Below are 19,161 nucleotides of genomic sequence, written 5' to 3'. Positions count from 1 at the left end.
TGAGGGCGCCCCAAAGCGAATTGGGGGCACCCCGAAGCAGAGGAGAGCCCCGTGGGCAAGGTGGTCATGTACAGCTCGGTGTCGGTGGACGGCTTCGTCGCGGACGACAATGACCAGCCCGGACCGCTGTTCGACTGGTTGTCCAGCGGTGAGGTCCCGTTGGACGGGAGTGGCGAGCTGAAGGTGTCGCAGGCGTCCTACGACTACACCCGGCCGTACTGGGACCAGATCGGAGTCACGATCGTCGGCCGCCACGTCTTCGACCTGACGGACGGCTGGGGCGGGAAGCCGCCGGGCGGCATCGACCACGTGGTCGTCGTGTCGCACCGGCCGATGCCCGAGGGCTGGGACCCCGAGGCGCCGTTTCACTTCGTCGACGGCGTCGAGGCAGCCGTGGCCAAGGCGCAGGAGCTTGCGGGTGACCGCTTGGTCGAGGTCGCCGCCGGCGACGTCGGTGGCCAGGTGCTTGCCGCGGGTCTGGTCGACGAGGTGCGCATGGACGTCGTACCCGTGGTCTTCGGGTCCGGCAAGCGCTACTTCGGGTCCGTCAACGCGCAGCACCTGTTGGAGGATCCTGACGTGGTGATTCAGGGCAACCGGGTGCTTCACCTGCGCTATCGGGTGCGCCGTTGACCGATCTGAGCGGGTAGGCGAAGAAGACCACTGCGAACGGTGACACATGATCGGGCCTCCGGCTGCGTTGGCGCATCGTTGTCCCTGGTCGGGCAGCCGACGCCGATCCGCCCCAGCACCTCACCTGCGGAGCACACTCATCGTCCCACCGCAAGACCAAGAGCGCTGCTGCTTCTCATCGGCATCGCTTTCCGCTGAAAACGATCGCTGTCACAACTCACACCGACGTAATCAGGCCGACTTCACCAGCGGCCTGAGATCCGGGCCGAGGGGGTGTCGTGCTCGGCCTTGCGGGCTTTGGCGGCGCGGGCGCTCTCGACGACTTCGTACAGTCCGCAGGGGCAGCGCAGCCACCAGGAGTGGCGGTGGCGCACGCGCAGGTGCGCGCCGTTGGACCTGTGGTGGTTCCAATGGATTGCATTGCGCTCCTTCGGTTCCTGGTGCTGGTGTGTCACGTGCTGGAGGGGCGGCGTTCTCCTTTCTGCTGGGAGGGGCGGCGGTGGGAGGGATCACTTAGCGGTGACAATCCGCCTGTCAGGGGGGATGGTCAACGGCTCCCGGTTCAAGGGGCGGTGCACCCGCCGCGGGGCGAATTCGAGGGGGCACTGCGAGCGACCGGAGTTCCACGGCACCCTGCCCAGGGGCCGTGTGGTCGCCGTCGTGTCCCTCGCGGGCAGCGTGTCAGGCGGATCCGCGGCGCTGTCCGCGAGGGGGGGTGGAACGGCGCGACGACACGGGAGCCACACGGGTAGGGCTGCTCTTCGCGCTGCCGCGCCGGGCTCATGAAGGGACGAGCGCGGGGCAGACGTCCGCGCCGTGCTCGACCAACACCATGTCGTGCAAGCGGACGACCATCTGCGTGGCCAGCGCGAACGGCAGGACGCTGAACTCCTCCCATCCGACGAAGGCGTTGTGCTCGCCGGTGAACACCGGTACGCCGCCCGGCCCGGGCCGGTAGATGTCGGCGAGCACGCCGGCGGACTCGGCGGCGGCGACGGTGTAGACCGCGGCGGACTTCTGTAGTTGGGGGCACCATTGCAGGGAGGTGGGGATGCAGGGGCGGCAGGTCGGGGGCGCGTTGGTCAGGCCGCCGGAGTCGCTGCTCGCGCGGAACCCTGTCTCGGTGATCACCCACCACAGGCGCCCGGTGCGCGAATCAGCGGCCGGGCCCTTGCACACCTGGCACAGGTCCTTGGTCATGCATTCCCACTGCCGGCGCCGGTTGAGGTGCCGCCACATGATCTGGCCGCGCCGGTTGGTGCGCACCCGGGCGAGCAGGACCCCGCGGTGCCAGTCCGAGCGCGGCCGCGGGTCCTGGTGCGACAGCCGCAGCTCGCCGCAGGACGGATCGGGGGCGAATGTCAGCCGCTGGCGGACGGCCTCACCGGAGTAGGCCAGCACGTACGGGACGGGGATGTGGGAGCTGGTCACGACGCCTGCCGACCGGACGCTGCCTGTTCGGCGGTGGCCAGCTGCTCGCACAGCTCGCCGGCGGTGCGGGCGTGCAGGGTCTGGGTGCACCCGCACCCGGGGCAGGGCCCGGTCGCATACCAGACGCCATGGGCTCGCCAGATCCTCCAGGACGAATAAGAGCGGCCGATGCAGGCGGCGAGCCCGTCAGCCTGCTCCTCCGACAGCACCAGGCCCGGCGGACCGTCTCCGGTCGGGGTAGGTGCGGGCCGGCCCGGAATGCCACCCCTGATGGCCGGCCCGCCCCCTGCCGCGGGCTCCTGGTCACCGCCGGGGGCCCGCGAGTACGTCGGCGCGACCGACACCGGGTCGCGCCCGCTCATGACTGCCCTCCCGGGCAGATCCCGGCACCGCCCACGGCCTGGGCGGTGCCGTGATGAGCGCCGCCGTCGCCGGGCCGCCACTGCGACACCTCGACCACGCCCGGGTCGACGACGCCCAGGCCGTCGAACAGAGCCAAGATCTCACTGAAGGGGCGAGGAGTAATCGGCGTACCGGTCTCGGCGTAAACCGTCTTGACGACGTCCAGAGCGGCCGGGGAGACGGCGTCCCGGCAGGCGTGGGAGATGACGATCCAACTGCCCGGCGCGAGCCGCTCCCGGACCGCGGTGACGACCCCGGCTGGATCGTCGACGTGGTGCAGGACGGCGGCCAGGAGCACGACGACCGGCCGAGACACATCCAGCCAGTCGAGCAGCACCGGGTCTTTGAAGAGGGCGTCGGGGGTACGGATGTCGCCGGGCACGGCCGCGGCGGTGCCATCGGCGGCCAAGATCGCGCGGGCATGCATGAGGACGGCGGGGTCGTTGTCGACGTAGACGGTCCGAGCATCCGGGATCGTCATGGCGGCGATCTCATGGACGTTGCGCCGCCGGGGCATGCCGCAGCCGAGGTCCAGGAACTGGGTGATGCCCGCCACGGCGGCATGCCGTACGGCACGCTGGACGAACGCCCGGTTCGCGCGGGCGGTACCAGTGATCGTCGGCACCACCTTGGTGAGACGGCCGGCGGCGTCCCGGTCAGAGGCGAAGTTGTCCTTGCCGCCGAGGAAGTGATCGTAAATGCGGGCCACGCTCGGGGTTCGAGAAGAGAAGGTGGTGCCCGCAGGGGTGGCAGGGGAGCGCATACCCCGGACCGTAGAAACGCGCTGGCCAGAGCCTCAATGAGTTTGCTGCCATTTGCGACGGGCCTCTCCTCAGCGGCCTTTCTCCCGCTGGCCGAGCAAAATCAAGCAAACTCCTTGAGCTGGCGGAGGCATCGGAGCACACTCAAGCAACAACCCCCGATGCGCGAAGGAGCCCGTCATGGCCCTTGAGTTCCTCGACAAAGACCCCTCCAGCCCCAACGGCGACTCGGCGACGGTGTGGCGAGACACCGAGACCGGCGACTACGTCTTGCAGGGCTACATCGACACCAGCCCGGCCACGACCGCCGAGCTCGGCCCCGTCCCGGACGGGGAGATCCGGATCCGCTACCCCCAGCGCATGATGCAGTTCTTCCCGGAGGTGACCGGTGGTCGAGCGGACGCTTGAGCAGCACCTGGCCGTCTGCACGCGCTCCGCGCTCCACCTGGAGATGCGTGACGGCTACACGCTCAACGATCCCGACTATCACGCCTGGCAGGCCGGCCACCGCATCAACTTGGACGACCGCACCTCCTGGTGGCGGCCCTGGCTGCAGAACATCACGGACGCGACCGCCCGCGGCGTCCAGGTCCGCCGGGCCCGCATCGTGTCCGAGCCGATCAGCGCCTACATCCGCTACGAGTACGACATCACCGTCCCCAACCTGCGGGCCGGGGAGCAGGTGCGGTGGCTGCCCCGCCGCCGGACGACCGGCCTGGCGCTGCCCGGTAACGACTTCTGGTTGTTCGACGAGGAGGTGCTGCTGGTCCACCACTTCAGCGGCGAAGGCGACAAGGTCAGCGCTGAAACGGTCATGGATCCGCAGGTCGTGAAGTTCCACGTGGCCGCGTTCGAGGCCGTGTGGGAGCGTGCCATCTCTCACGACCACTACCAGCCGCTCTGAGCCCGCAGCCGCTGTGCGATCCTCTTCCTCCAGCGCGCATCAGGCGCTCCAGGCACTCGGGCAGCGCCTACGGGACATCCGCGTCGAGGCCGAACTGTCTGGCCGTGACCTCGGCCGGCGGACCGGCTGGCACTCCTCGAAGATCAGCAAAATCGAGTACGGCAAGCAAACCCCCACCGCCGCCGACATCCGCGCCTGGTGCGAGCACTGCGGCGCAGGCGACCAGGTCGCTGATCTGGTCGCCTCGCTGCGCGCGGTGGAAGGCATGTTCGTGGAGTGGCGGCAGATGGAACGCACCGGTCTGCGCCGCGCCCAGGAGACGGTACTGCCGTTGTGGGAACGCACCCGCCACTTCCGCATCTACTCGCCTCGGATGATCCCGGGACCGTTGCAGACTCGCGCCTACATCACCGCGGTGCTGACCTCCCTCACCCGGCGCCGCTCCATCCCGGACGACGTCGAGCAGGCCGTACAGGTCCGCGTGGACAAGCAAAACGTCATCCATGAAGGTGATCACCAGTTTGCGATCCTGCTGGAGGAGAACGTCCTGCATCACCCGATCGGCGGGACAGAGACCATGGCCGGACAGCTCGGGCACCTGCTGACGGCGAGCACACTGCCGTCAGTGTCGCTGGGCATCATCCCCCTGGACGCCGACCGCTCCAGCATCTGGCCGGTGGAAGGCTTCTGGATGTTCGACGAAGCCGAGGTGACCGTCGAGCTGGTGTCCGGGCATCTGACCATCACCCAGCCGCACGAGATCACCATGTACGCGCAGGCGTTCGCCGAGCTGGCCGAGCTCGCGGTGTACGGCAAGACGGCCCGTATGTTGATCACGAAGGCGATCGCCGGCCTCGACGTGTAGAAGGGCCGGGGCTCGAGCCCCACCAGCCCAGGCTCCGGCCCTGTCACCGCTGCCGTGGGCAGCGGGTCCCGCATGTGCGCTCAGGGCATTTAGGGCTTGTTGCAGCAGATCCACCCCGTCGGGCAGGCCCTTCGGATCCTGCGCAGTGAAAGGCCTCATCGTGACCACCAAGGGCCAGGGGCCGGTCGTCGCCGGCGGGAGGCCGCGCGAGCCGTACCGGGTGCCGGCAGGGGCGCGGGTGGGCGGCGGAAGGTCCTGCTGCTGTGCGGACCGATCCACACTCGCGTTTGACGAGGAGTGACGGACTGCCTATGGAGCGTTTCATAAGCTGCCGGGTGCCGCTCACGGGGCATTCGACGCGACCGGCAGCGTGGAGGTCACCGAACGCGCCATCATGGTGGAAGGACTGGACGAGCCGCCGCGCTACTTCCTGCAGCACACCCACGGCTACCAGGTCCACGCCCGCGAGCACCCCCACCACTACCGTCGGCACGGCCGCGCTGACATCGGCTGGCCCGCAGCGACCGCATAGGAGGCACCCCGTGGACTTCGGCACCTGGCCGCCCCTGCTCGTCGTCGACGTCGAGGGCAACGGCGCCCAACCGCCGGACCTGGTGGAAGTCGCCGCGATCCGGATCGACGGCGGGCGGCCGGTGCCGCAGCCGGCACTGTGCACCCTGATCCAGCCGCCGCGCCCCATCTCCCGCTTCGCCACTCGCGTCCACCGCCTCACCGACCAGGACGTGGCCGACGCCCCGGCCTGGGCTGACGTCGCCCCAGCCGCCCGGGACGCCCTCCACGGTGTATGGATCGCGGCCCACAACGCCCACGTCGACTACCGGGTGCTGGAGCGGCACCTGCCGGGCTGGGAACCCGCCGGCGTCATCGACACGCTGCGCCTGGCCCGCGCCGCCCTGCCGCAAGCGCCCGGCCACGGCCTGGACGCCCTGCTGACCTACACCGGCATCACCACCGACGACATCCCCGGCCAGCGGCACCGCGCCGCTTTCGACGCCCACGCCACCGCGCGGCTCCTGCTCACCCTCGCCGGCCGCTACCCGACCTGGGACGCGCTGACCGCGGTGGCCGTCCCCCCGGGCCTGCCCGCAACAGCGACCGTCCCCGACCATGAGGAACAGAAGACGTTATGGTGACCACCCCCGTTCACCTCGGCATCGCCGGAACGCACGGCACCGCCACCACCACCCTGGCCCGCCGCATCGAGATGGAGCTGCGCGCAGGCGGCCTGACCGTGGCCCGCGTCAGCGGCCTGGCCACCCGGGCGGCCGCACTCGGGTTTGCGAAGATGACCCGGCACACCCCTGCCTCCACCGAATGGATCATCACCAGCGGAGCCGCGGCGAGCAGCCCGACCCCCGCACCCTGGACCGGCTCACGGCCCTGGCTGACCTCCACGCCAGCCGCCAGGCGCTCATCATGGCGACCGTCCTGACCAGGGCAGGGGCGGCGCTGGGCATAACCGCCCGACACCGCGGCCCCGACCGCGTCCCAGAATCCGGCGGCGTCGCGAAAGTGGCCGCTGAGCACACCGGGAGCCGGTCCAGCCGGGATCCGGGCGCGGCGGCGCCTCGGTCACCCCGAAATGAACGGGCGAACCTGACGGCAAGCAGCGGCGGCCATCGTTCGACTCCCGGCGGGGAACCCGGCATGACCGGCAACCAACTGCGTCTTCCCGTCCAATTTGGGACACTGGGCTCTATGAGTGAGCGGCTGGCGAACATGCCTCTTCAACGGATCGACGTGGCCTACGCGCTGGTTCTGGATGAGACCCACCCGGCGCGTACTGGCGGTGCGTAATCGTGACTCGTGGAGCCTGCCCGGAGGTCGCCGCGAGGAAGGCGAGACCCTGAGAGCCCGACGCTGTCGGGGATCTTGAAGGGCTGACGTTCAACCAGATGATCACCAGCTCTTCAAGATCCCCGACAGCGTCGGGCACTTCGACTCCTTCCAGGCGCACGATCGCGGGCGCCGACGAAGAGTTACGGCCAAAATTCTTCACGCCCCGGGTGGTGCGAGGCATCTCTGGAACTGCTGTCCGGTGCGCCGCGGCCGTCACCAGCGGTCGTGGTGCAGCACCTCCCGCAGTGGGGGCCGGGCCGCCGGACGGAAGGTGTCGCCGAGGTGGTACGCCGTCGGTATGAGCGCCCCCTGGTGGACCCCGGGCGGGATCCCCAGCAACTCGGCGATCTCCCGTTCGTACGCCAGGTGGGCGGTGGTCCACGCGGTCCCGAGTCCGCGCGCCCGGGCGGCGAGCATGTAGCTCCACACCGAGGGCATCAGGGACCCCCACAGCCCGGCCTGGCTGCCGCCGGGCAACGGGCCGCCGGAATCCAGGCAGGCCATGACCAGGACGGGGACCTCGCCGAGGTGCCGGGCGAGATGGCCGGCGCTGTCGAGCGAGCGCCGCCGGCTCGCCGCCCAGGCGTCCTGTCCACCGGCACGGCCCGGCCCGGGGCCCGCCGTCTCCCCGGACGGCTCCGGGGAGGCCGGGGGCGCGTAGCGGTCGAACGCCGCCCGGTACGACTCGCCGATCGCCGCCCTGATCGCAGGGTCGGTGACGACGATCCAGTGCCCGGTGTTGCGGCCCGAGCCGCAGGGCGCCTGCTGGGCGATCCGCAGGCATTCCTCGACCAGCGCCACGGGCACCGGCCGGTTCAGGTCGAGCCGCCTGCGCACCGAGCGGGTGGTCGTCAGCAGCCCGTCGGGCGTCAGCCCGTTCTCCGCCGGGCCGTGCGGGGCGTTCGCGCCGTTCATGCGGAACCTCCCTCCTCCCCGGTCACCAGGTGACCGGCAGTTCCCACAGCCCGCGGATGAACATGTCGGTCCGCCAGCGGAGCTCCTCCTCGGGCACGGCCAGGCGCAGTGTCGGGAAGGCGCCGAACACGGCCGTCAGGCCCAGGCGCATCTCCAGCCGGGCCAGCTCCGCCCCCAGGCAGTAGTGCGCCCCGAATCCGAAGGTCAGGTGCGGGTTCTCCGCCCGATCGCCCCGCAGGCACCGGGGGTCCTCGAAGACGCCGGGATCGTGGTTGGCGGCGTCCGGGATCGGGACCACCACCTCCCCGGCCGGTACCACGACCCCGCCGGGGAGCGTGACGTCGGCGGTCGCCACGTGCGGCACACCGCCGCTGCCGTTCGCGCACAGGTATCGCAGTATCTCCTCGACCACCGGCCCGCTCTCCTCCGGACGGTCGCGCACGCGCCGCACCAGCTCGGGGCGGCGCAACATCTCGTACACCGCCGCCGCCAGTTCGTTGCTGGTGGTCTCGTATCCGGCGATGAGGATCCCGGCGGACATCGTGATCACCTCGGCCCGGCTGAGCCGGCGCTCCTCCTTGCGCGGGGTGAGCATCTCGGCGATGAGGCCGGGCACCGTACGGCCCGCGTCGAGCGCCGCCCGCACATCCTCCACGAGCGCGGTGAAGTAGTCGTTCATCTCCCGGTGGCACCGGGCCACGGTGTCGGCGGGGAAACGGCCCACGGACATCATGGGATCCACCCACGGCTTGAACCGCCCGATGTCATCCTCCGGCACGCCGAGGATCCGGCACATGACCCGCAGCGTGAACGGCACGGTGAACCGGTCGACCAGATCGGCCGGGCGCGGGCCGGCCGCGACCTCGGCGATCTGCTCCTCGATCACCCGTTCGACCATCGGCCGCATCCGCCGCACCTGGCGGGCGGTGAAGGCGTGTGCGACGGCTCCCCGCCGGCGGCCGTGCTCGGGCGCGTCGGCCGTGTTCAACGCGAGCGACTCCGTCGTGCGCGCGAACAGCGGGGTGCTGGTGAACGCCGAGCGGCTGAACCTGCTGTCCGACAGCACGAGCCTGACGTCGTGGTACCGCGTGACGACCAGCGCCTGGCGGCCGTTGCTGAGCCGTACCCGGGGCAGGCCGGGTTCCTGCCGGATCCGGGCGTATTCGGCCGGCGGCTCACCCCTGGTCCCGGCGGGAAAGGGGAAGAGCTGGAGGTCGGTCATGGCGCCGTCGCCCTCTCCACGAGGTTGATGATCTGATAGCCGGCGAAGCTGACGAGCATGAACAGCGCCGCCTGCCCGTAGGGCCAGCGGGCGAGGTCCTCGCGCCGGAACCGCAGCGCGCCGAGCCCCGCGAAGGCCAGCGGTGCCGCCGCCAGCCACACCGCCCAGGTCCCGGTGCGCTCGCCGCCTCCGGCGGTGGTCGAGGCGATCAGGACCGCGACCGAGGCCAGCGCGCAGGCCAGGGCCAGTGCGGCGGTTCCCGCCGTGCCGAACAGGGTGACGTAGGTGCGCTCGCCCGGGCGGGGCCGCCGGGTCGTCTTGCGGGCGAACTCCACGTGCAGGAACGCCAGGGCGGCCACGGCGATCCCGATCGCGCCCGGCCAGACCGGGGCGAGCCCGGCCGAGTGCAGCAGCCCGGCGTACAGGAAGGCGTTGATCATGAGCTGGACGGGGAGGTTCACCAGGAAGCCCGCCACGAGCGCGTCGCCGCGCGGCCACCCGAGCCGGCGGTCGGCCCACAGCACCAGGTACGCGTACGCGAGCTGACCCGCCAGCACGCACATGACCGGCCAGCGCCACGCGTTGAGCGCGAGCACGAGCACGGTCCCGGCGGCGACCATGACGGTCAGGTCGCGGACGCGGACGACGCCTCTGGCGAGCGGCCGGTCCGGGTTGTGCTCCCGGTCGTAGTCCAGGTCCCGGATGTCGTCCAGGGCCCGCATCATCAGCAGGACGACGACGAGGGTCACGGCGCTCACCGCGGTCCCCGCGTCCGGCAGCCATCCGGAGATCCGGGGGTCGACCAGCGCGCAGGCGGCCGGCGCGCCGATCGCCCACGCCAGCGCGTAGGGGAGGTACACCTTGGGCGGGTAGCTGCCGGCGACGTAGCGGAGCAGACGGGTCGTCAGGAGGTCTCCGCGGCGCTCAGGACGCGCACCCTCCCCTCGGCCCCGTCGACCTCGACGAGGGCCCCGTCCTTGATCAGCGTGGTCGCCCGGGGCACGGAGACGACGGTCGGGATGCCGAGCAGTCGTCCGGTGATCGCGGTGTGGGACAGTAGCGTGCCCCGTTCCACCACCATTCCGCGCGCCGCCATCATGAGGAACAACCATCCGGGGTCGGTCTCCTTCGCCACGATAATCCGGTCACGGCATGATTCGGGGGATATGGATGGGTCGAGGACGACGCGAGCCTCGCCGCGCACCACGCCGTTGCTGGACGGCAGTCCCCGCAGGTCGCCGGCCACCGTGGCGGGCTCCGGAGCGGGCGGGTCGGGAGGCGCACCGGCCGGGCCGCCCGGCATGGGGCGGTTGAGCGGCATGGGGCGGTTGAGCGGCATGGCCAGCTCGACGCCGGGGTCCGGACGTCCCTGCGCCGCGCGCCGCTCCTCGCGGCGGGCGCGGACGAGGGAGCGCAGGTCGGCGTCCACCAGCGTGCCGTCGTAGGCGCCGAGCACCTCCTCGACGGTGAGGTCCACGACATCCCGGCCGCGGTCGAGCCTGCCCGCCTCGGCGAGCAGGTCCCCGAGGCGCCACATCACCTGACGGGTCAACCCGAACAGCTGGCTGCGGCAGTACCGGGTGTCCTCGCGGGTCTTGACCGCCCGGCGCAGCCCAGCGACGAGGGCGCGGATCGTCAGGAGGCGGACGGTGCCGCGGCAACGCCCGCGCAGTTCCCGCTCCGCCTCGGCACGGGCGGCGAGCTCCTTGGCGCGGCTGCCCGCCACGGTCAGGCCGCCGTGGACCATGGGTTTGACCATTTCGATGATCATGCCGGGCCGCTGGCGGGGCGAGGGCTCCTCCAGCTTCAGGTCGTGCAGGGCCCGATCGCCGTACCGGCGCAGGTGGGTGGCGGCGGCCCGGGCGATCTCCGCTCCGTAGCGGCCCGCGACGACGTCGACCCAGATCTCGTCGGCGGAGTCGCCCTCCCCGCCACAGCGCCGGATCCGTCCGGCCAGTTCAGGGTGCCCGCCGACCAGCTCCGCGAGCGCGATTGCGGACCGCACCCCGAGCAGCGACCGGTTCTCCCGCCCGCCCGTCAGCAGGCCGCCGAGCAGCCGCTGCTCGTCGTCGGTGACCCAGCGGCGCAGCGCCGCCGAGGTCAGCGTGGTCCACACCAGGAGGAAGAAGCTGTTGACGAGGGTGACGCCCCATCGCCGGCCCACCTCGGCCCACAGCCGCCGGTAGAAGGCGATGAGGCGATCGGGCGTCCACTCGTCCATCCCCGCGCTCTGGTCGACCAGGCGGTCCCACCAGCGCAGGAAGTCCCCGGTCTCCCGGGGCTGTCGCAGCAGCCGTGCGAGGAGACGCGGCACGGAGGGCAGCGCGCGGAGCACCTCCGGCCGGGAGGGGCGATGGTCGCCGTCGATCCCCATCGAGCGCTCCCACCACCGGCGGACCAGCGGGAAGCCGGGGATCTGCCCGTGCAGAGCGAGCCAGGCGTCCAACCGGTAGTAGATGCGGCCGTCGACCAGCCCCACCATGCGGTTGAGGTGGTGCTCCAGCGCCCGGAGCCGGCGGTCGGGCACTCCCATCCGCCGGTAGAGGTCGCGGAAGATCGACCGGTAGAAGACGCGTGCCTGCGAGTACGTCAACGCGCCGGAAAGGCCCGGGAAGCTCTCGGTGATGTTGTGGTTGCTCCAGCGCACCGCCGGTTCCTCCGGACCGCCGGCGAACACCACGGGGCGGGCCTGCACCAGGTGGATGGCGCCGTCGGGCGTGATCGTGCCCTCCATGTCCTGCGGCAGCCCGAAGAAGTCCTCGACCTCCGCCGCGAGATCACTCACCCGGCGCACCTCACCGTCGGTGAGCACGGGCTGCCCGGCCTGCTCGGCGGGCACCGGACGCGGCACCGGCCCCTCGTCCCCGTCACCCCGGGTCATCATCACCCGTTTGACGACAACCTCGGACCGGATCCGGCCGGAGGCCGTGTCCACGAAGAAGTGGTCGACGTCGGCGCGTTCCTGGACGACGCCCTCACCGATGCCGTGCGCCGCCGCGATCACACAGGCGGCCTCGCCCGTGCGGGGGTCGCGGCTGAACGCCACGAACGACCGCGTCCCGGGGACCATCACCTGGACTCCGACCGCCACCCGGACCGAGCCGACCGACAGTCCCCTGCGTACCCGGTACAGGATCGACTCCGGGGTAAATCCCGAGGCCCAGCACTGCACGACCCGCCCTGGTACGTCCTCGGGACGCACGTACAGGTAGGACTCGGTCATCCCGGCGAACGCGTCGCTGACGCCGTCCTCGCCGACTCCCTCGGCGTCGGCCACCACGCAGGCCCGTACCGCGAGCAGGCCGTGGTCCCCGGCGAGGGCCGCGGCCTCCTCGCGCAGCTCGGCCTCCAGCCGGCCCGGTGGCACGGCGGACGACAGCCGGGCCGCCGCGTCCGCCGCCCAGGCCGTCAGCTCGGCCTCGCGCCCGGGGTCCGGCGCGGGGGGCAGCAGGTCGCGGGCCACGGCGTCGAACACGGTGACCGGAACACAGAAGAACTCGGGCACCTGGAAACCGGCCCGGCGCAGCAGCTCCTGACGGGCGAACTTGTGCCCGGTCACGGTCGCGTCGGTGAGCCGGGCGTCACCGGCCCGGATCAGCGCGGTCATCACCACACCCCCATGAGCAGGCGCGCGCGCCCGGCGGCGAACTGCGGGTATCCGGGAACCGACCACAGCACCCGCTCCTCGGTGCGGATCCGCCAGACCAGGACTCCGGCCAGCACCAGCAGCGCCGCGACGCCGTACGCCTGGTGGAAGTAGAGGACGAAGCCGGTGTTGGCCAGGAGCATGCCGGCGTAGGCCGGGTGCCGCAGGAACCGGTACGGGCCGGTGGTGACCAGCGGGTGCTCCTCGCGGCGCAGGACGTGATGGGTGTAGAGCGCGCCCAGCGCCCTGATCGCGACCGTGCGCAGCACGATGCCCGCCAGGAACAGGGCGATCGCCGGCGCCATCAGATAGGAGACCTCGTTCCAGGGAGCCGGCGGCACCACGGCCGCGAGCACCAGCAGCATCCGCGAGGAGGCGTACGCGGCAAGGGTGCGGCTCTCGGCGACGGGCTGCGACGGTTTACGGAAGGTGACCGGGATCTCGATGCTCACCCAGGCCAGGTAGCCGGTGACGAGGAGTCCGGAGACGAGGTTCGCGCCCTCGGCGGCGTGGGTCAGGTACCCGGCGGCGCGCACCGCCATCGCGGTGACGGCGGCGACGAACAGCACCCGGGTCAACAGGGTCACCAGGCCCGCGGACCTCGCGGCGCTCATGCCGTCCTTCCCGCGTGGCGCAGCCTGCGGTAGATCGCCGGCGAGGCGGCGTAGTAGTCGAGCGTGACGGAGCCGCACGGCTCGGTGCCGGGGTCGCCGGCGACGACTTCGATGTGCATGCGGGAGCGTCCACGTCGCGGGGCGGTCCGCGTCCACCCGAGCCGCAGGTCCCGGGGGAGCTCGCACGGCAGGTCGGCCTCGATGGCCAGCAGGATCAACCGGGCGTCCTGCGGCACGGCGTGCTCGACGTGGCAGATCATGGTGCCGAACTGCCGGGCCGCGTCGATGATCAGCTCCGCGCGGGGCGGCGCGCCCGGCGCCGGGGCGAGCGGGTGGCCGTCCGGCGGCCGGCGTATCTCCGCGATCCGCGTCGTGCCGTACGGCACCATGCCGCCGATCAGGACGTTCTCCGGACGGTGCCGGTGGACCAGTTCCGGGCGGGCCGGTTCGGGGTGGCGGGCCGCGGCGGGGACGCCGGGCGCCTCGAAGGGCGCCGCCGGGCGGAAGGCGGCCTCTCCCTCGCAGACGACCTGGCCGCGCTGGCGGGCGCTCATGACCACCCGCGTCGTGCCGGAGAGCCCGCCGGGCAGTCCGCCGGTGTCGTCGGGAGGGAGCCGGATCGCTTCGAGGTGGACCGGCACCTCCTGCTCGCAGAACGTCGACAGATCCAGCGACATGAGCATGCGGTGCCCCGGCCGCTCGGGGTGCCCGGTGCCGGTGGCGCGCAACAGGTCCAGCAGACCGCAGACGAGGGCCATACCGGGCAGGTGATCGAGAGGATGGTCGAAGAAGTAGGGATCGCCGGAGTCCACGGCGAGCGTCGCGGACCAGGTTCCGGTCACCAGATCGAGGTCCCGGAGCAGACCGTCGGCCGGCCGCTCCTGCGGCAGGACTCCGTGGTGGGCCTCGGATGCGGTCAGAAGTGTCACAGGTTCCAACCCCCGTTTCGGGAAAGATTCATGAATCCTGTTACCGGCATGATCACCGAGCATCTCCCGTATTGCTCTCCTCCATATTTCGGTGTTATGGATCGATCCCGAAACGACTGTCGGAATATTCGCCAGCGGACGGCGTCCCCTCTGATCAGGCTCTATGCGGAAGGCGATCCGGACAGGAAAAAGCCGGCGTTTTCAGTCCTCTGTCAATCGCGGATACGGCCCGGCGTTAACGGACCCGGAGCTGCTCACGGACCCGGTGTCCACCGGCGCCGCCGGTACCGCATTCCAGAAGATGTGCGTCCGGCGTCCGCGGGTCCAGGATTCGGGCCGCGTCGCACAGGAGGGGCGGTGCATTTCCACGCGTCGCCCGAAACCGGTACGGATCACCGGACACCGCTCGGTAAGCGAGGTCGAAAAATGAAGGTGGACGGCATCCACATCGCCGGGCTCGGCGCATACATCCCCGAGTCGTTCAGTGCGGCGAGGGCCGTGGAGCTCGGCATGTACGACCGTGAGGAGCACATGCGCGCCGGATGGTCCGGCGCCGCGGTGGCCGGCCGGACGCCGGCACCGGACATGGCCGTGCGCGCCGGCAACCAGGCGCTGGCCCGCTCGGGCCACGACGCCTCCGAGGTCGGCCTGCTCCTTCACGCGACCTTCTACCACCAGGGTCCCGACGGCTGGTCGCCGCACCACTACGTGCAGCGCCACACCATCGGCGGCCACGTCCCCGCCTTCGAGATCCGTCAGACCTGCAACGGGATGCTCGGCGCGATGGAGCTGGCCGCGTGCTACCTGACCGCGGGCGGCGGGGACCGTACCGCCGCCCTCATCACCGGGGCGGACAACTTCGGCGCGCCGCTCGTCGACCGCTGGCGCTACGCCGAGGGGGCGGTCACCAACCGCGGCACGATCTTCGGTGACGCCGGCACGGCCGTCGTGCTGTCGCGACGCGGCGGGTTCGCCCGGCTGCGGGCGGTCGCCTCCGCCTCGCTCCCGGACATGGAGGAGATGTACCGGGGGGACATGCCGCTGTTCCCGCCCGGATGCACGGTGGGCCGCCCCATGGCGATCGGGGCGCGGATCGCCGAGTTCGCCGCCCGCCGTCCCGCGGAGTTCGACCGGGCCAGGGAACGGCTGACGCTGGCGCGCGTCGAGGTGGCGCGGCGCGCTCTCGCCGAGGCCGGGATCGGCCCGCGGGACGTGGCCCGCGCCACGCACGTCTTCTCCGGCGGCGAGGCCTACGTCAGGAGCGTGCTGGAACCCCTGGGCATCGACCCCGCCCGGGGCGTGCTGGAGTTCGGGCGCGGCGTCGGTCACCTCGGGGTGAACGACCAGATCGCGGGACTCACCCATCTCGTCGAGACCGGAGCCGTCGGGCCGGGGGACCACGTGCTGCTGCTCGGCAACGGCGTCGGCATCGCCCTGTCCTGCGTGGTCGTGGAAATCGTCGAGCCCGCCGGGTGGGCCCCGGCCGGCTGAGCCACTGCGCCGCTGCGCCACCCGGTCCTCACGGCCCGGCGCCCATGCCGCGGTGCGGCGGGGGCTCAGCCGTACCGGATCGCGTTGGCGACGATGGCGAACAGGATCAACGCCACCAGCCCGGCCCCGACCATGCCGCGGATCGCCGCCCACGCCGCCGCCTTGGCGGCGGGGATCCTGTCCTTCGCGTCCGCCGCGGTCTTGATCGCCTTGCCCCGGCCTCCCCAGGCGTCCACCGTCCGCTGATAGCGCCGTCCGATGAAGAACACCACCGTCGCGACCACGATGAGGACCAGGACCCGGCCGTCCGAGGAGTCCATGAACACCTCCCGCCGTGCGCAGGAATCCGTTCCCAGGATTATGACGGCAGGGGCGCCCCCCGGCCAGGGAGCCGATGTCGTACGGTCTCGACATGTGCCGAAGCATCAAAACCCTTCGCGAGCCCTACTCCAGTGACGTGACCGAGCAGGACGTGCGGGCCGCCGCGCTGCAGTACGTCCGCAAGATCTCCGGCTTCCGCGCCCCGTCCGCGCGCAACGCCGCCGCCTTCGAGCGGGCCGTGGAGGCCGTCGCCGCCGCGACCCAGGACCTCCTCGACGAGTTGCAGATCGGCCGCACCGCCCAGGAGCGGCCCCCGGCCTGAGGCCCGGCACCGCTCCGCCCGGTCACCGGGGTCCGGCCGGAAATAGGATCGTCTGCCGCGATGCTTAAATAGTTGAATTTTAAACGGCAGCGGGACGGTGAGCACGATGCAGTTCGGAATCTTCCCCGTGGGCGACGTCACCATGAACCCCACCACGGGAAGGACGCCGACCGAGCACGAGCGGATCAAGGCGATGGTCGCCATCGCGCTCAAGGCCGAGGAGGTCGGTCTCGACGTCTTCGCGACCGGTGAGCACCACAACCCGCCCTTCGTGCCGTCGTCCCCGACCACCATGCTGGGCTACATCGCCGCACGGACCGAGCGCCTGATCCTGTCCACCGCGACCACGCTGATCACCACCAACGATCCGGTGAAGATCGCCGAGGACTACGCGATGCTGCAGCACCTGGCCGACGGCCGCATCGACCTGATGCTGGGCCGCGGCAACACCGGCCCGGTCTACCCCTGGTTCGGCCACGACATCCGGGCGCTCCCGATCGTCCAGGCCCGCCTCGCCGAGCGGGCCCTTCTGCCCGCCGAGCACCTGGTCGACGGCGGCTACACCTCCGTCGCCATCCGCGACAACGTGGCCCGCCTGCACCAGATCGAGCTTCTTGGCCCGATACGGGCCAAGCGCACCCGCCAATCACGCAAGGGGAACGTGTTCCCGCCCGACGCCTTCACCATCGACTGGGACCGAGAGAAGGTCATTTGCCCGCAGGGCAAAGAGAGTTCCCAATGGGCGACTCCCCCCTCGATCGCGCCCTTGACCAGGGTGAAGTTCCTCCAGAACGACTGCGGCGCCTGCCCGGTCAAGGCCCAGTGCACCCGAACCGACGCCCGCCAGCTGACGTTCTACCCGCGGGAACTCCACAAGCTCCAGACCCGAGCACGAGCCGAACAGCAGACCCGGGACTGGTGGACCCGCTACACCCGACGCGCTGGCATCGAGAGCACCATCAACGAGTTCGTCCAAGGACATGGCATGCGCCGAAGCCGCTACCGCAGCCAGGACAAAACCCACGTCCAACACGTCCTCACCGCGATCGCCATCAACATCGAACGCATCTGCGCGCAGCTCCCGCCCGCCATCGCACCTCAACTCCGCCCCCCGACTGCCCTCCAAGGCTTCCTCGACTGGCAACACATCCCGCGCCCTCGCTCCTGGCGCTCAACCGACTGATCCGCGCTCAACCAAGATCCCCGACAGCGTCAGGCTCTGAGCGCGACCGCCGTACGCGAAACCAAAGAGGAGACCGGACTGGTCGTGGAGACCGGGCCGGTCGTGAGCGTCACCGAGCAGATCACCGATCAGGTCCACGACCTGTTCGTGGTGTTCCGCGCCCACGTCATCTCCGGTGAGGCAGCCGTCAGCGGCGTCGACGACGACGTGACCGAGACCCGGTGGATGACGCTGGAGGAAGCCGGCACGGTCATGCCGTGGTACCGATCCGGCCTGGCCGGACTCCTCGACGGTCCCGGCGCCGAGTACGACACCGTCCAGCCCTAGTCTGCCGGGCCTCACAGCAGGCGGCGTGCGGCCGGTCCGCGCAACAGCCCGCCGGAGCCGGCCTCCAGCGCCCGCCCGCACACTTTCGCCGCCATCTCCGCCACCGTCAACGTCGCCTCCACGTGCTCTTGCCCGTGGGCGGCGGTCGGGTAGAAGATGCCGCGCACGAGCGCTCCGGCGGCGATGAGTTCTTGCAGCAGCAGCGTCTTGAGCTCCGCGGCGGACACGGCCGTAGTGTCGCGGGTTTCGATCCCGAGGAAGCAGTCGTATCCGACCAGCCGGATCTGCTCGGCCAGCCCGGCCTGGCGCACGAGGTCGTCTATGCCGGTGCGCAAGGCAGCGCCGGTGGCGTGGGCGGCCTCGATCGCACCGGTGGCGGCGATCTCGGTGACGGTGGCGACCATCGCGGCCAGGCCGGCGGCTTCCCCCCGTGCGTGGTCGACAGCAGCAGCAGCGGCGGCGTGCGCGGACACCGGGCCGGATCGCCCAGTTCCATCAGCTCGCGGCGGCCGGTGAGCGCGGAGACGGGCAGGCCGTTGGCGATGCCTTTACCCCAGCAGGTCAAGTCGGGGTGGACGCCGGTGAGGGTGCGGGCGCCGTGCAGGTGGTACTTCAGGCCGGTCACCGTCTCATCGAAGATCAAGGCGGTGCCGTGGCGGGAACACCGCTCGCGCAGCGCCGTGAACCAGGCGGTGTCGGGGCGGGTGAAGCGGACCGGTTCCAAGATGACGGCAGCCAGGTCGTCACCGTGCTCGGTGAACAGCGTCTGCAGCGCGGGAGTGTCGTTGTAGGGGAAGTCGAGGGTGCGGGCGGCGACCTCGGGCAGCGTGCCGCCGCGGGCGGCGGTGGTGCCGATGAACCAGTCGCCGGTGGAGAAGAACGGATGCTCGGCGCATTTGGCGACCAGCGTCCGGCCGGTGGCGTAGCGGGCGAGCTTGAGGGCCGCATCGACGACGTCGGAGCCGTTCTTGGCGAACTTCACCATGTCGTCGCCGACCGCGACGGTGGCCAGGAACGTCTCGGCGGCGGCGAGCTCGGCGGCCGCCGGCAACTGGAAGGCGCTACCGGATCGCAGGGCGGCGGCCACGGCCGCGGTGACGGCCGGGTGGGCGTGACCGAGCGGGACGCACGTCAGCCCGGCGAACCAGTCGATGTAGCGGTGGCCGTCGACATCCCACACCCAGGCGCCGGATCCGCGTTCCAGCAGCGGCGGCGCCGTCGCCGGCCACTGGGAGGGGGCTTTGCTGTAGGCGTGGGCGCCGCCGGGCACCAGGTCGCGCAGGCGGGCCGCCAGCTGCCGGCCGCGCGGGTGGGAATCAACCACGAGAAAACATC

24 protein-coding genes are annotated in these 19,161 nt (G+C 71.2%); 11 read left to right on the top strand and 13 right to left on the bottom strand.

Features of this window, described 5'->3' with window-relative positions; translation table 11 throughout:
- Positions 1 to 51 precede the first annotated feature (51 nt).
- Entirely contained in the window at positions 52 to 633 is a 582-nt protein-coding gene (locus HS041_RS28010; RefSeq protein ID WP_196443831.1) for a dihydrofolate reductase family protein, read from the top strand.
- 242 nt (positions 634 to 875) lie between these two features.
- Here HS041_RS28010 and HS041_RS28005 read toward each other — a convergent pair whose 3' ends face one another.
- The 4 genes from HS041_RS28005 to HS041_RS27990 all read right to left on the bottom strand — a co-directional run bounded on the left by HS041_RS28005 (position 876) and on the right by HS041_RS27990 (position 3,229).
- Positions 876 to 1,088, bottom strand: coding sequence for a hypothetical protein (locus tag HS041_RS28005; protein WP_196443830.1), 213 nt, complete (start codon positions 1,086 to 1,088; stop codon positions 876 to 878).
- A 325-nt stretch (positions 1,089 to 1,413) separates the two neighbouring features.
- Positions 1,414 to 2,064, bottom strand: coding sequence for a hypothetical protein (locus tag HS041_RS28000; RefSeq protein WP_196443829.1), 651 nt, complete (start codon positions 2,062 to 2,064; stop codon positions 1,414 to 1,416).
- On the bottom strand, positions 2,061 to 2,426 hold the full coding sequence (locus tag HS041_RS27995; protein ID WP_196443828.1) for a hypothetical protein: 366 nt from the start codon (positions 2,424 to 2,426) through the stop codon (positions 2,061 to 2,063). Before HS041_RS27995 ends, HS041_RS28000 begins: the two co-directional genes overlap by 4 nt.
- The gene (locus tag HS041_RS27990; protein WP_230879829.1) at positions 2,423 to 3,229 is read right to left on the bottom strand and encodes an SAM-dependent methyltransferase; all 807 of its coding nucleotides are present in this window, start codon (positions 3,227 to 3,229) and stop codon (positions 2,423 to 2,425) included. The genes HS041_RS27995 and HS041_RS27990 overlap by 4 nt, the downstream gene beginning before the upstream one ends.
- A 178-nt stretch (positions 3,230 to 3,407) precedes the next feature.
- Between HS041_RS27990 and HS041_RS27985 the strand changes: the two genes are divergently transcribed.
- From HS041_RS27985 to HS041_RS27960, 6 genes are all read left to right on the top strand, one after another.
- On the top strand, positions 3,408 to 3,635 hold the full coding sequence (locus tag HS041_RS27985) for a hypothetical protein (protein WP_196443826.1): 228 nt from the start codon (positions 3,408 to 3,410) through the stop codon (positions 3,633 to 3,635).
- Positions 3,616 to 4,131, top strand: a complete 516-nt coding sequence (locus tag HS041_RS27980) for a DUF6879 family protein (RefSeq protein WP_307845498.1) — start codon at positions 3,616 to 3,618, stop codon at positions 4,129 to 4,131. The genes HS041_RS27985 and HS041_RS27980 overlap by 20 nt, the downstream gene beginning before the upstream one ends.
- A 13-nt stretch (positions 4,132 to 4,144) precedes the next feature.
- Positions 4,145 to 4,996: a helix-turn-helix domain-containing protein gene (locus HS041_RS27975; RefSeq protein WP_196443825.1), complete on the top strand. Its 852-nt coding sequence runs from the start codon at positions 4,145 to 4,147 to the stop codon at positions 4,994 to 4,996.
- 370 nt (positions 4,997 to 5,366) lie between these two features.
- Complete coding sequence (locus HS041_RS40200) at positions 5,367 to 5,528, top strand: hypothetical protein (protein ID WP_196443824.1); 162 nt, start codon at positions 5,367 to 5,369, stop codon at positions 5,526 to 5,528.
- 10 nt (positions 5,529 to 5,538) lie between these two features.
- Complete coding sequence (locus HS041_RS27965; protein WP_196443823.1) at positions 5,539 to 6,150, top strand: 3'-5' exonuclease; 612 nt, start codon at positions 5,539 to 5,541, stop codon at positions 6,148 to 6,150.
- On the top strand, positions 6,144 to 6,449 hold the full coding sequence (locus HS041_RS27960; RefSeq protein ID WP_196443822.1) for a hypothetical protein: 306 nt from the start codon (positions 6,144 to 6,146) through the stop codon (positions 6,447 to 6,449). The genes HS041_RS27965 and HS041_RS27960 overlap by 7 nt, the downstream gene beginning before the upstream one ends.
- A gap of 620 nt (positions 6,450 to 7,069) precedes the next feature.
- Here HS041_RS27960 and HS041_RS27955 read toward each other — a convergent pair.
- Genes HS041_RS27955 through HS041_RS27930 form a run of 6 tightly spaced genes read right to left on the bottom strand, consistent with a single transcriptional unit; the run spans position 7,070 to position 14,182 of the window.
- Entirely contained in the window at positions 7,070 to 7,771 is a 702-nt protein-coding gene (locus HS041_RS27955) for a nitroreductase family protein (protein ID WP_230879827.1), read from the bottom strand.
- A 22-nt stretch (positions 7,772 to 7,793) separates the two neighbouring features.
- Positions 7,794 to 8,993 carry a cytochrome P450 gene (locus tag HS041_RS27950; RefSeq protein ID WP_196443821.1) on the bottom strand — a complete coding sequence of 400 codons (1,200 nt, stop codon included), beginning with the start codon at positions 8,991 to 8,993 and terminating at the stop codon, positions 7,794 to 7,796.
- Positions 8,990 to 9,853: a UbiA prenyltransferase family protein gene (locus HS041_RS27945; protein ID WP_196443820.1), complete on the bottom strand. Its 864-nt coding sequence runs from the start codon at positions 9,851 to 9,853 to the stop codon at positions 8,990 to 8,992. The genes HS041_RS27950 and HS041_RS27945 overlap by 4 nt, the downstream gene beginning before the upstream one ends.
- Positions 9,854 to 9,897: 44 nt before the next feature.
- Complete coding sequence (locus tag HS041_RS27940) at positions 9,898 to 12,600, bottom strand: PEP/pyruvate-binding domain-containing protein (RefSeq protein ID WP_196443819.1); 2,703 nt, start codon at positions 12,598 to 12,600, stop codon at positions 9,898 to 9,900.
- The gene (locus tag HS041_RS27935; protein ID WP_196443818.1) at positions 12,600 to 13,253 is read right to left on the bottom strand and encodes a methyltransferase family protein; all 654 of its coding nucleotides are present in this window, start codon (positions 13,251 to 13,253) and stop codon (positions 12,600 to 12,602) included. The genes HS041_RS27940 and HS041_RS27935 overlap by 1 nt, the downstream gene beginning before the upstream one ends.
- Positions 13,250 to 14,182 carry an AfsA-related hotdog domain-containing protein gene (locus tag HS041_RS27930; RefSeq protein ID WP_196443817.1) on the bottom strand — a complete coding sequence of 311 codons (933 nt, stop codon included), beginning with the start codon at positions 14,180 to 14,182 and terminating at the stop codon, positions 13,250 to 13,252. The genes HS041_RS27935 and HS041_RS27930 overlap by 4 nt, the downstream gene beginning before the upstream one ends.
- Positions 14,183 to 14,608: 426 nt before the next feature.
- On the opposite strand from HS041_RS27930, the gene HS041_RS27925 reads away from it, so the two are divergent.
- Entirely contained in the window at positions 14,609 to 15,673 is a 1,065-nt protein-coding gene (locus HS041_RS27925) for a ketoacyl-ACP synthase III family protein (protein ID WP_196443816.1), read from the top strand.
- Between the two features lie 65 nt (positions 15,674 to 15,738).
- On the opposite strand, the gene HS041_RS27920 is transcribed toward HS041_RS27925, so the two are convergent.
- Complete coding sequence (locus HS041_RS27920) at positions 15,739 to 15,993, bottom strand: hypothetical protein (RefSeq protein ID WP_196443815.1); 255 nt, start codon at positions 15,991 to 15,993, stop codon at positions 15,739 to 15,741.
- A 92-nt stretch (positions 15,994 to 16,085) separates the two neighbouring features.
- On the opposite strand from HS041_RS27920, the gene HS041_RS27915 reads away from it, so the two are divergent.
- The 3 genes from HS041_RS27915 (at position 16,086) to HS041_RS27905 (ending at position 17,826) form a co-directional block, all read left to right on the top strand.
- Positions 16,086 to 16,316: a DUF2277 domain-containing protein gene (locus HS041_RS27915; protein ID WP_196443814.1), complete on the top strand. Its 231-nt coding sequence runs from the start codon at positions 16,086 to 16,088 to the stop codon at positions 16,314 to 16,316.
- A gap of 106 nt (positions 16,317 to 16,422) precedes the next feature.
- Positions 16,423 to 17,499, top strand: a complete 1,077-nt coding sequence (locus tag HS041_RS27910; protein ID WP_196443813.1) for an LLM class flavin-dependent oxidoreductase — start codon at positions 16,423 to 16,425, stop codon at positions 17,497 to 17,499.
- Positions 17,500 to 17,535: 36 nt separating this feature from the next.
- A complete protein-coding gene (locus HS041_RS27905; RefSeq protein ID WP_196444353.1) occupies positions 17,536 to 17,826 on the top strand; it encodes an NUDIX domain-containing protein in 291 nt (96 codons plus the stop codon).
- A gap of 11 nt (positions 17,827 to 17,837) precedes the next feature.
- On the opposite strand, the gene HS041_RS27900 is transcribed toward HS041_RS27905, so the two are convergent.
- Together HS041_RS27900 and HS041_RS27895 are read right to left on the bottom strand one after the other, a co-directional pair.
- Complete coding sequence (locus tag HS041_RS27900; protein WP_196443812.1) at positions 17,838 to 18,230, bottom strand: PLP-dependent aminotransferase family protein; 393 nt, start codon at positions 18,228 to 18,230, stop codon at positions 17,838 to 17,840.
- Positions 18,146 to 19,150 carry an aminotransferase class III-fold pyridoxal phosphate-dependent enzyme gene (locus HS041_RS27895; protein WP_196443811.1) on the bottom strand — a complete coding sequence of 335 codons (1,005 nt, stop codon included), beginning with the start codon at positions 19,148 to 19,150 and terminating at the stop codon, positions 18,146 to 18,148. The genes HS041_RS27900 and HS041_RS27895 overlap by 85 nt, the downstream gene beginning before the upstream one ends.
- Between the last annotated feature and the right edge of the window lie 11 nt (positions 19,151 to 19,161).

This window comes from Planomonospora sp. ID67723 (assembly GCF_015711605.1).
GTDB lineage: Bacteria > Actinomycetota > Actinomycetes > Streptosporangiales > Streptosporangiaceae > Planomonospora_A.
This window is presented reverse-complemented; position numbering and strand designations above follow the sequence as displayed.

Coding starts and splice junctions, on each gene's coding strand:
- HS041_RS27915 (WP_196443814.1), top strand. CDS start 16,086: ATGTGCCGAAGCATCAAAACCCTTCGCGAGCCCTACTCCAGTGACGTG.
- HS041_RS27935 (WP_196443818.1), bottom strand. CDS start 13,253: ATGAGCGCCGCGAGGTCCGCGGGCCTGGTGACCCTGTTGACCCGGGTG.
- HS041_RS27995 (WP_196443828.1), bottom strand. CDS start 2,426: ATGAGCGGGCGCGACCCGGTGTCGGTCGCGCCGACGTACTCGCGGGCC.
- HS041_RS27960 (WP_196443822.1), top strand. CDS start 6,144: ATGGTGACCACCCCCGTTCACCTCGGCATCGCCGGAACGCACGGCACC.
- HS041_RS27950 (WP_196443821.1), bottom strand. CDS start 8,993: ATGACCGACCTCCAGCTCTTCCCCTTTCCCGCCGGGACCAGGGGTGAG.
- HS041_RS27900 (WP_196443812.1), bottom strand. CDS start 18,230: ATGGTCGCCACCGTCACCGAGATCGCCGCCACCGGTGCGATCGAGGCC.
- HS041_RS27940 (WP_196443819.1), bottom strand. CDS start 12,600: ATGACCGCGCTGATCCGGGCCGGTGACGCCCGGCTCACCGACGCGACC.
- HS041_RS27925 (WP_196443816.1), top strand. CDS start 14,609: ATGAAGGTGGACGGCATCCACATCGCCGGGCTCGGCGCATACATCCCC.
- HS041_RS27920 (WP_196443815.1), bottom strand. CDS start 15,993: ATGGACTCCTCGGACGGCCGGGTCCTGGTCCTCATCGTGGTCGCGACG.
- HS041_RS27990 (WP_230879829.1), bottom strand. CDS start 3,229: ATGCGCTCCCCTGCCACCCCTGCGGGCACCACCTTCTCTTCTCGAACC.
- HS041_RS27985 (WP_196443826.1), top strand. CDS start 3,408: ATGGCCCTTGAGTTCCTCGACAAAGACCCCTCCAGCCCCAACGGCGAC.
- HS041_RS27910 (WP_196443813.1), top strand. CDS start 16,423: ATGCAGTTCGGAATCTTCCCCGTGGGCGACGTCACCATGAACCCCACC.
- HS041_RS27955 (WP_230879827.1), bottom strand. CDS start 7,771: ATGAACGGCGCGAACGCCCCGCACGGCCCGGCGGAGAACGGGCTGACG.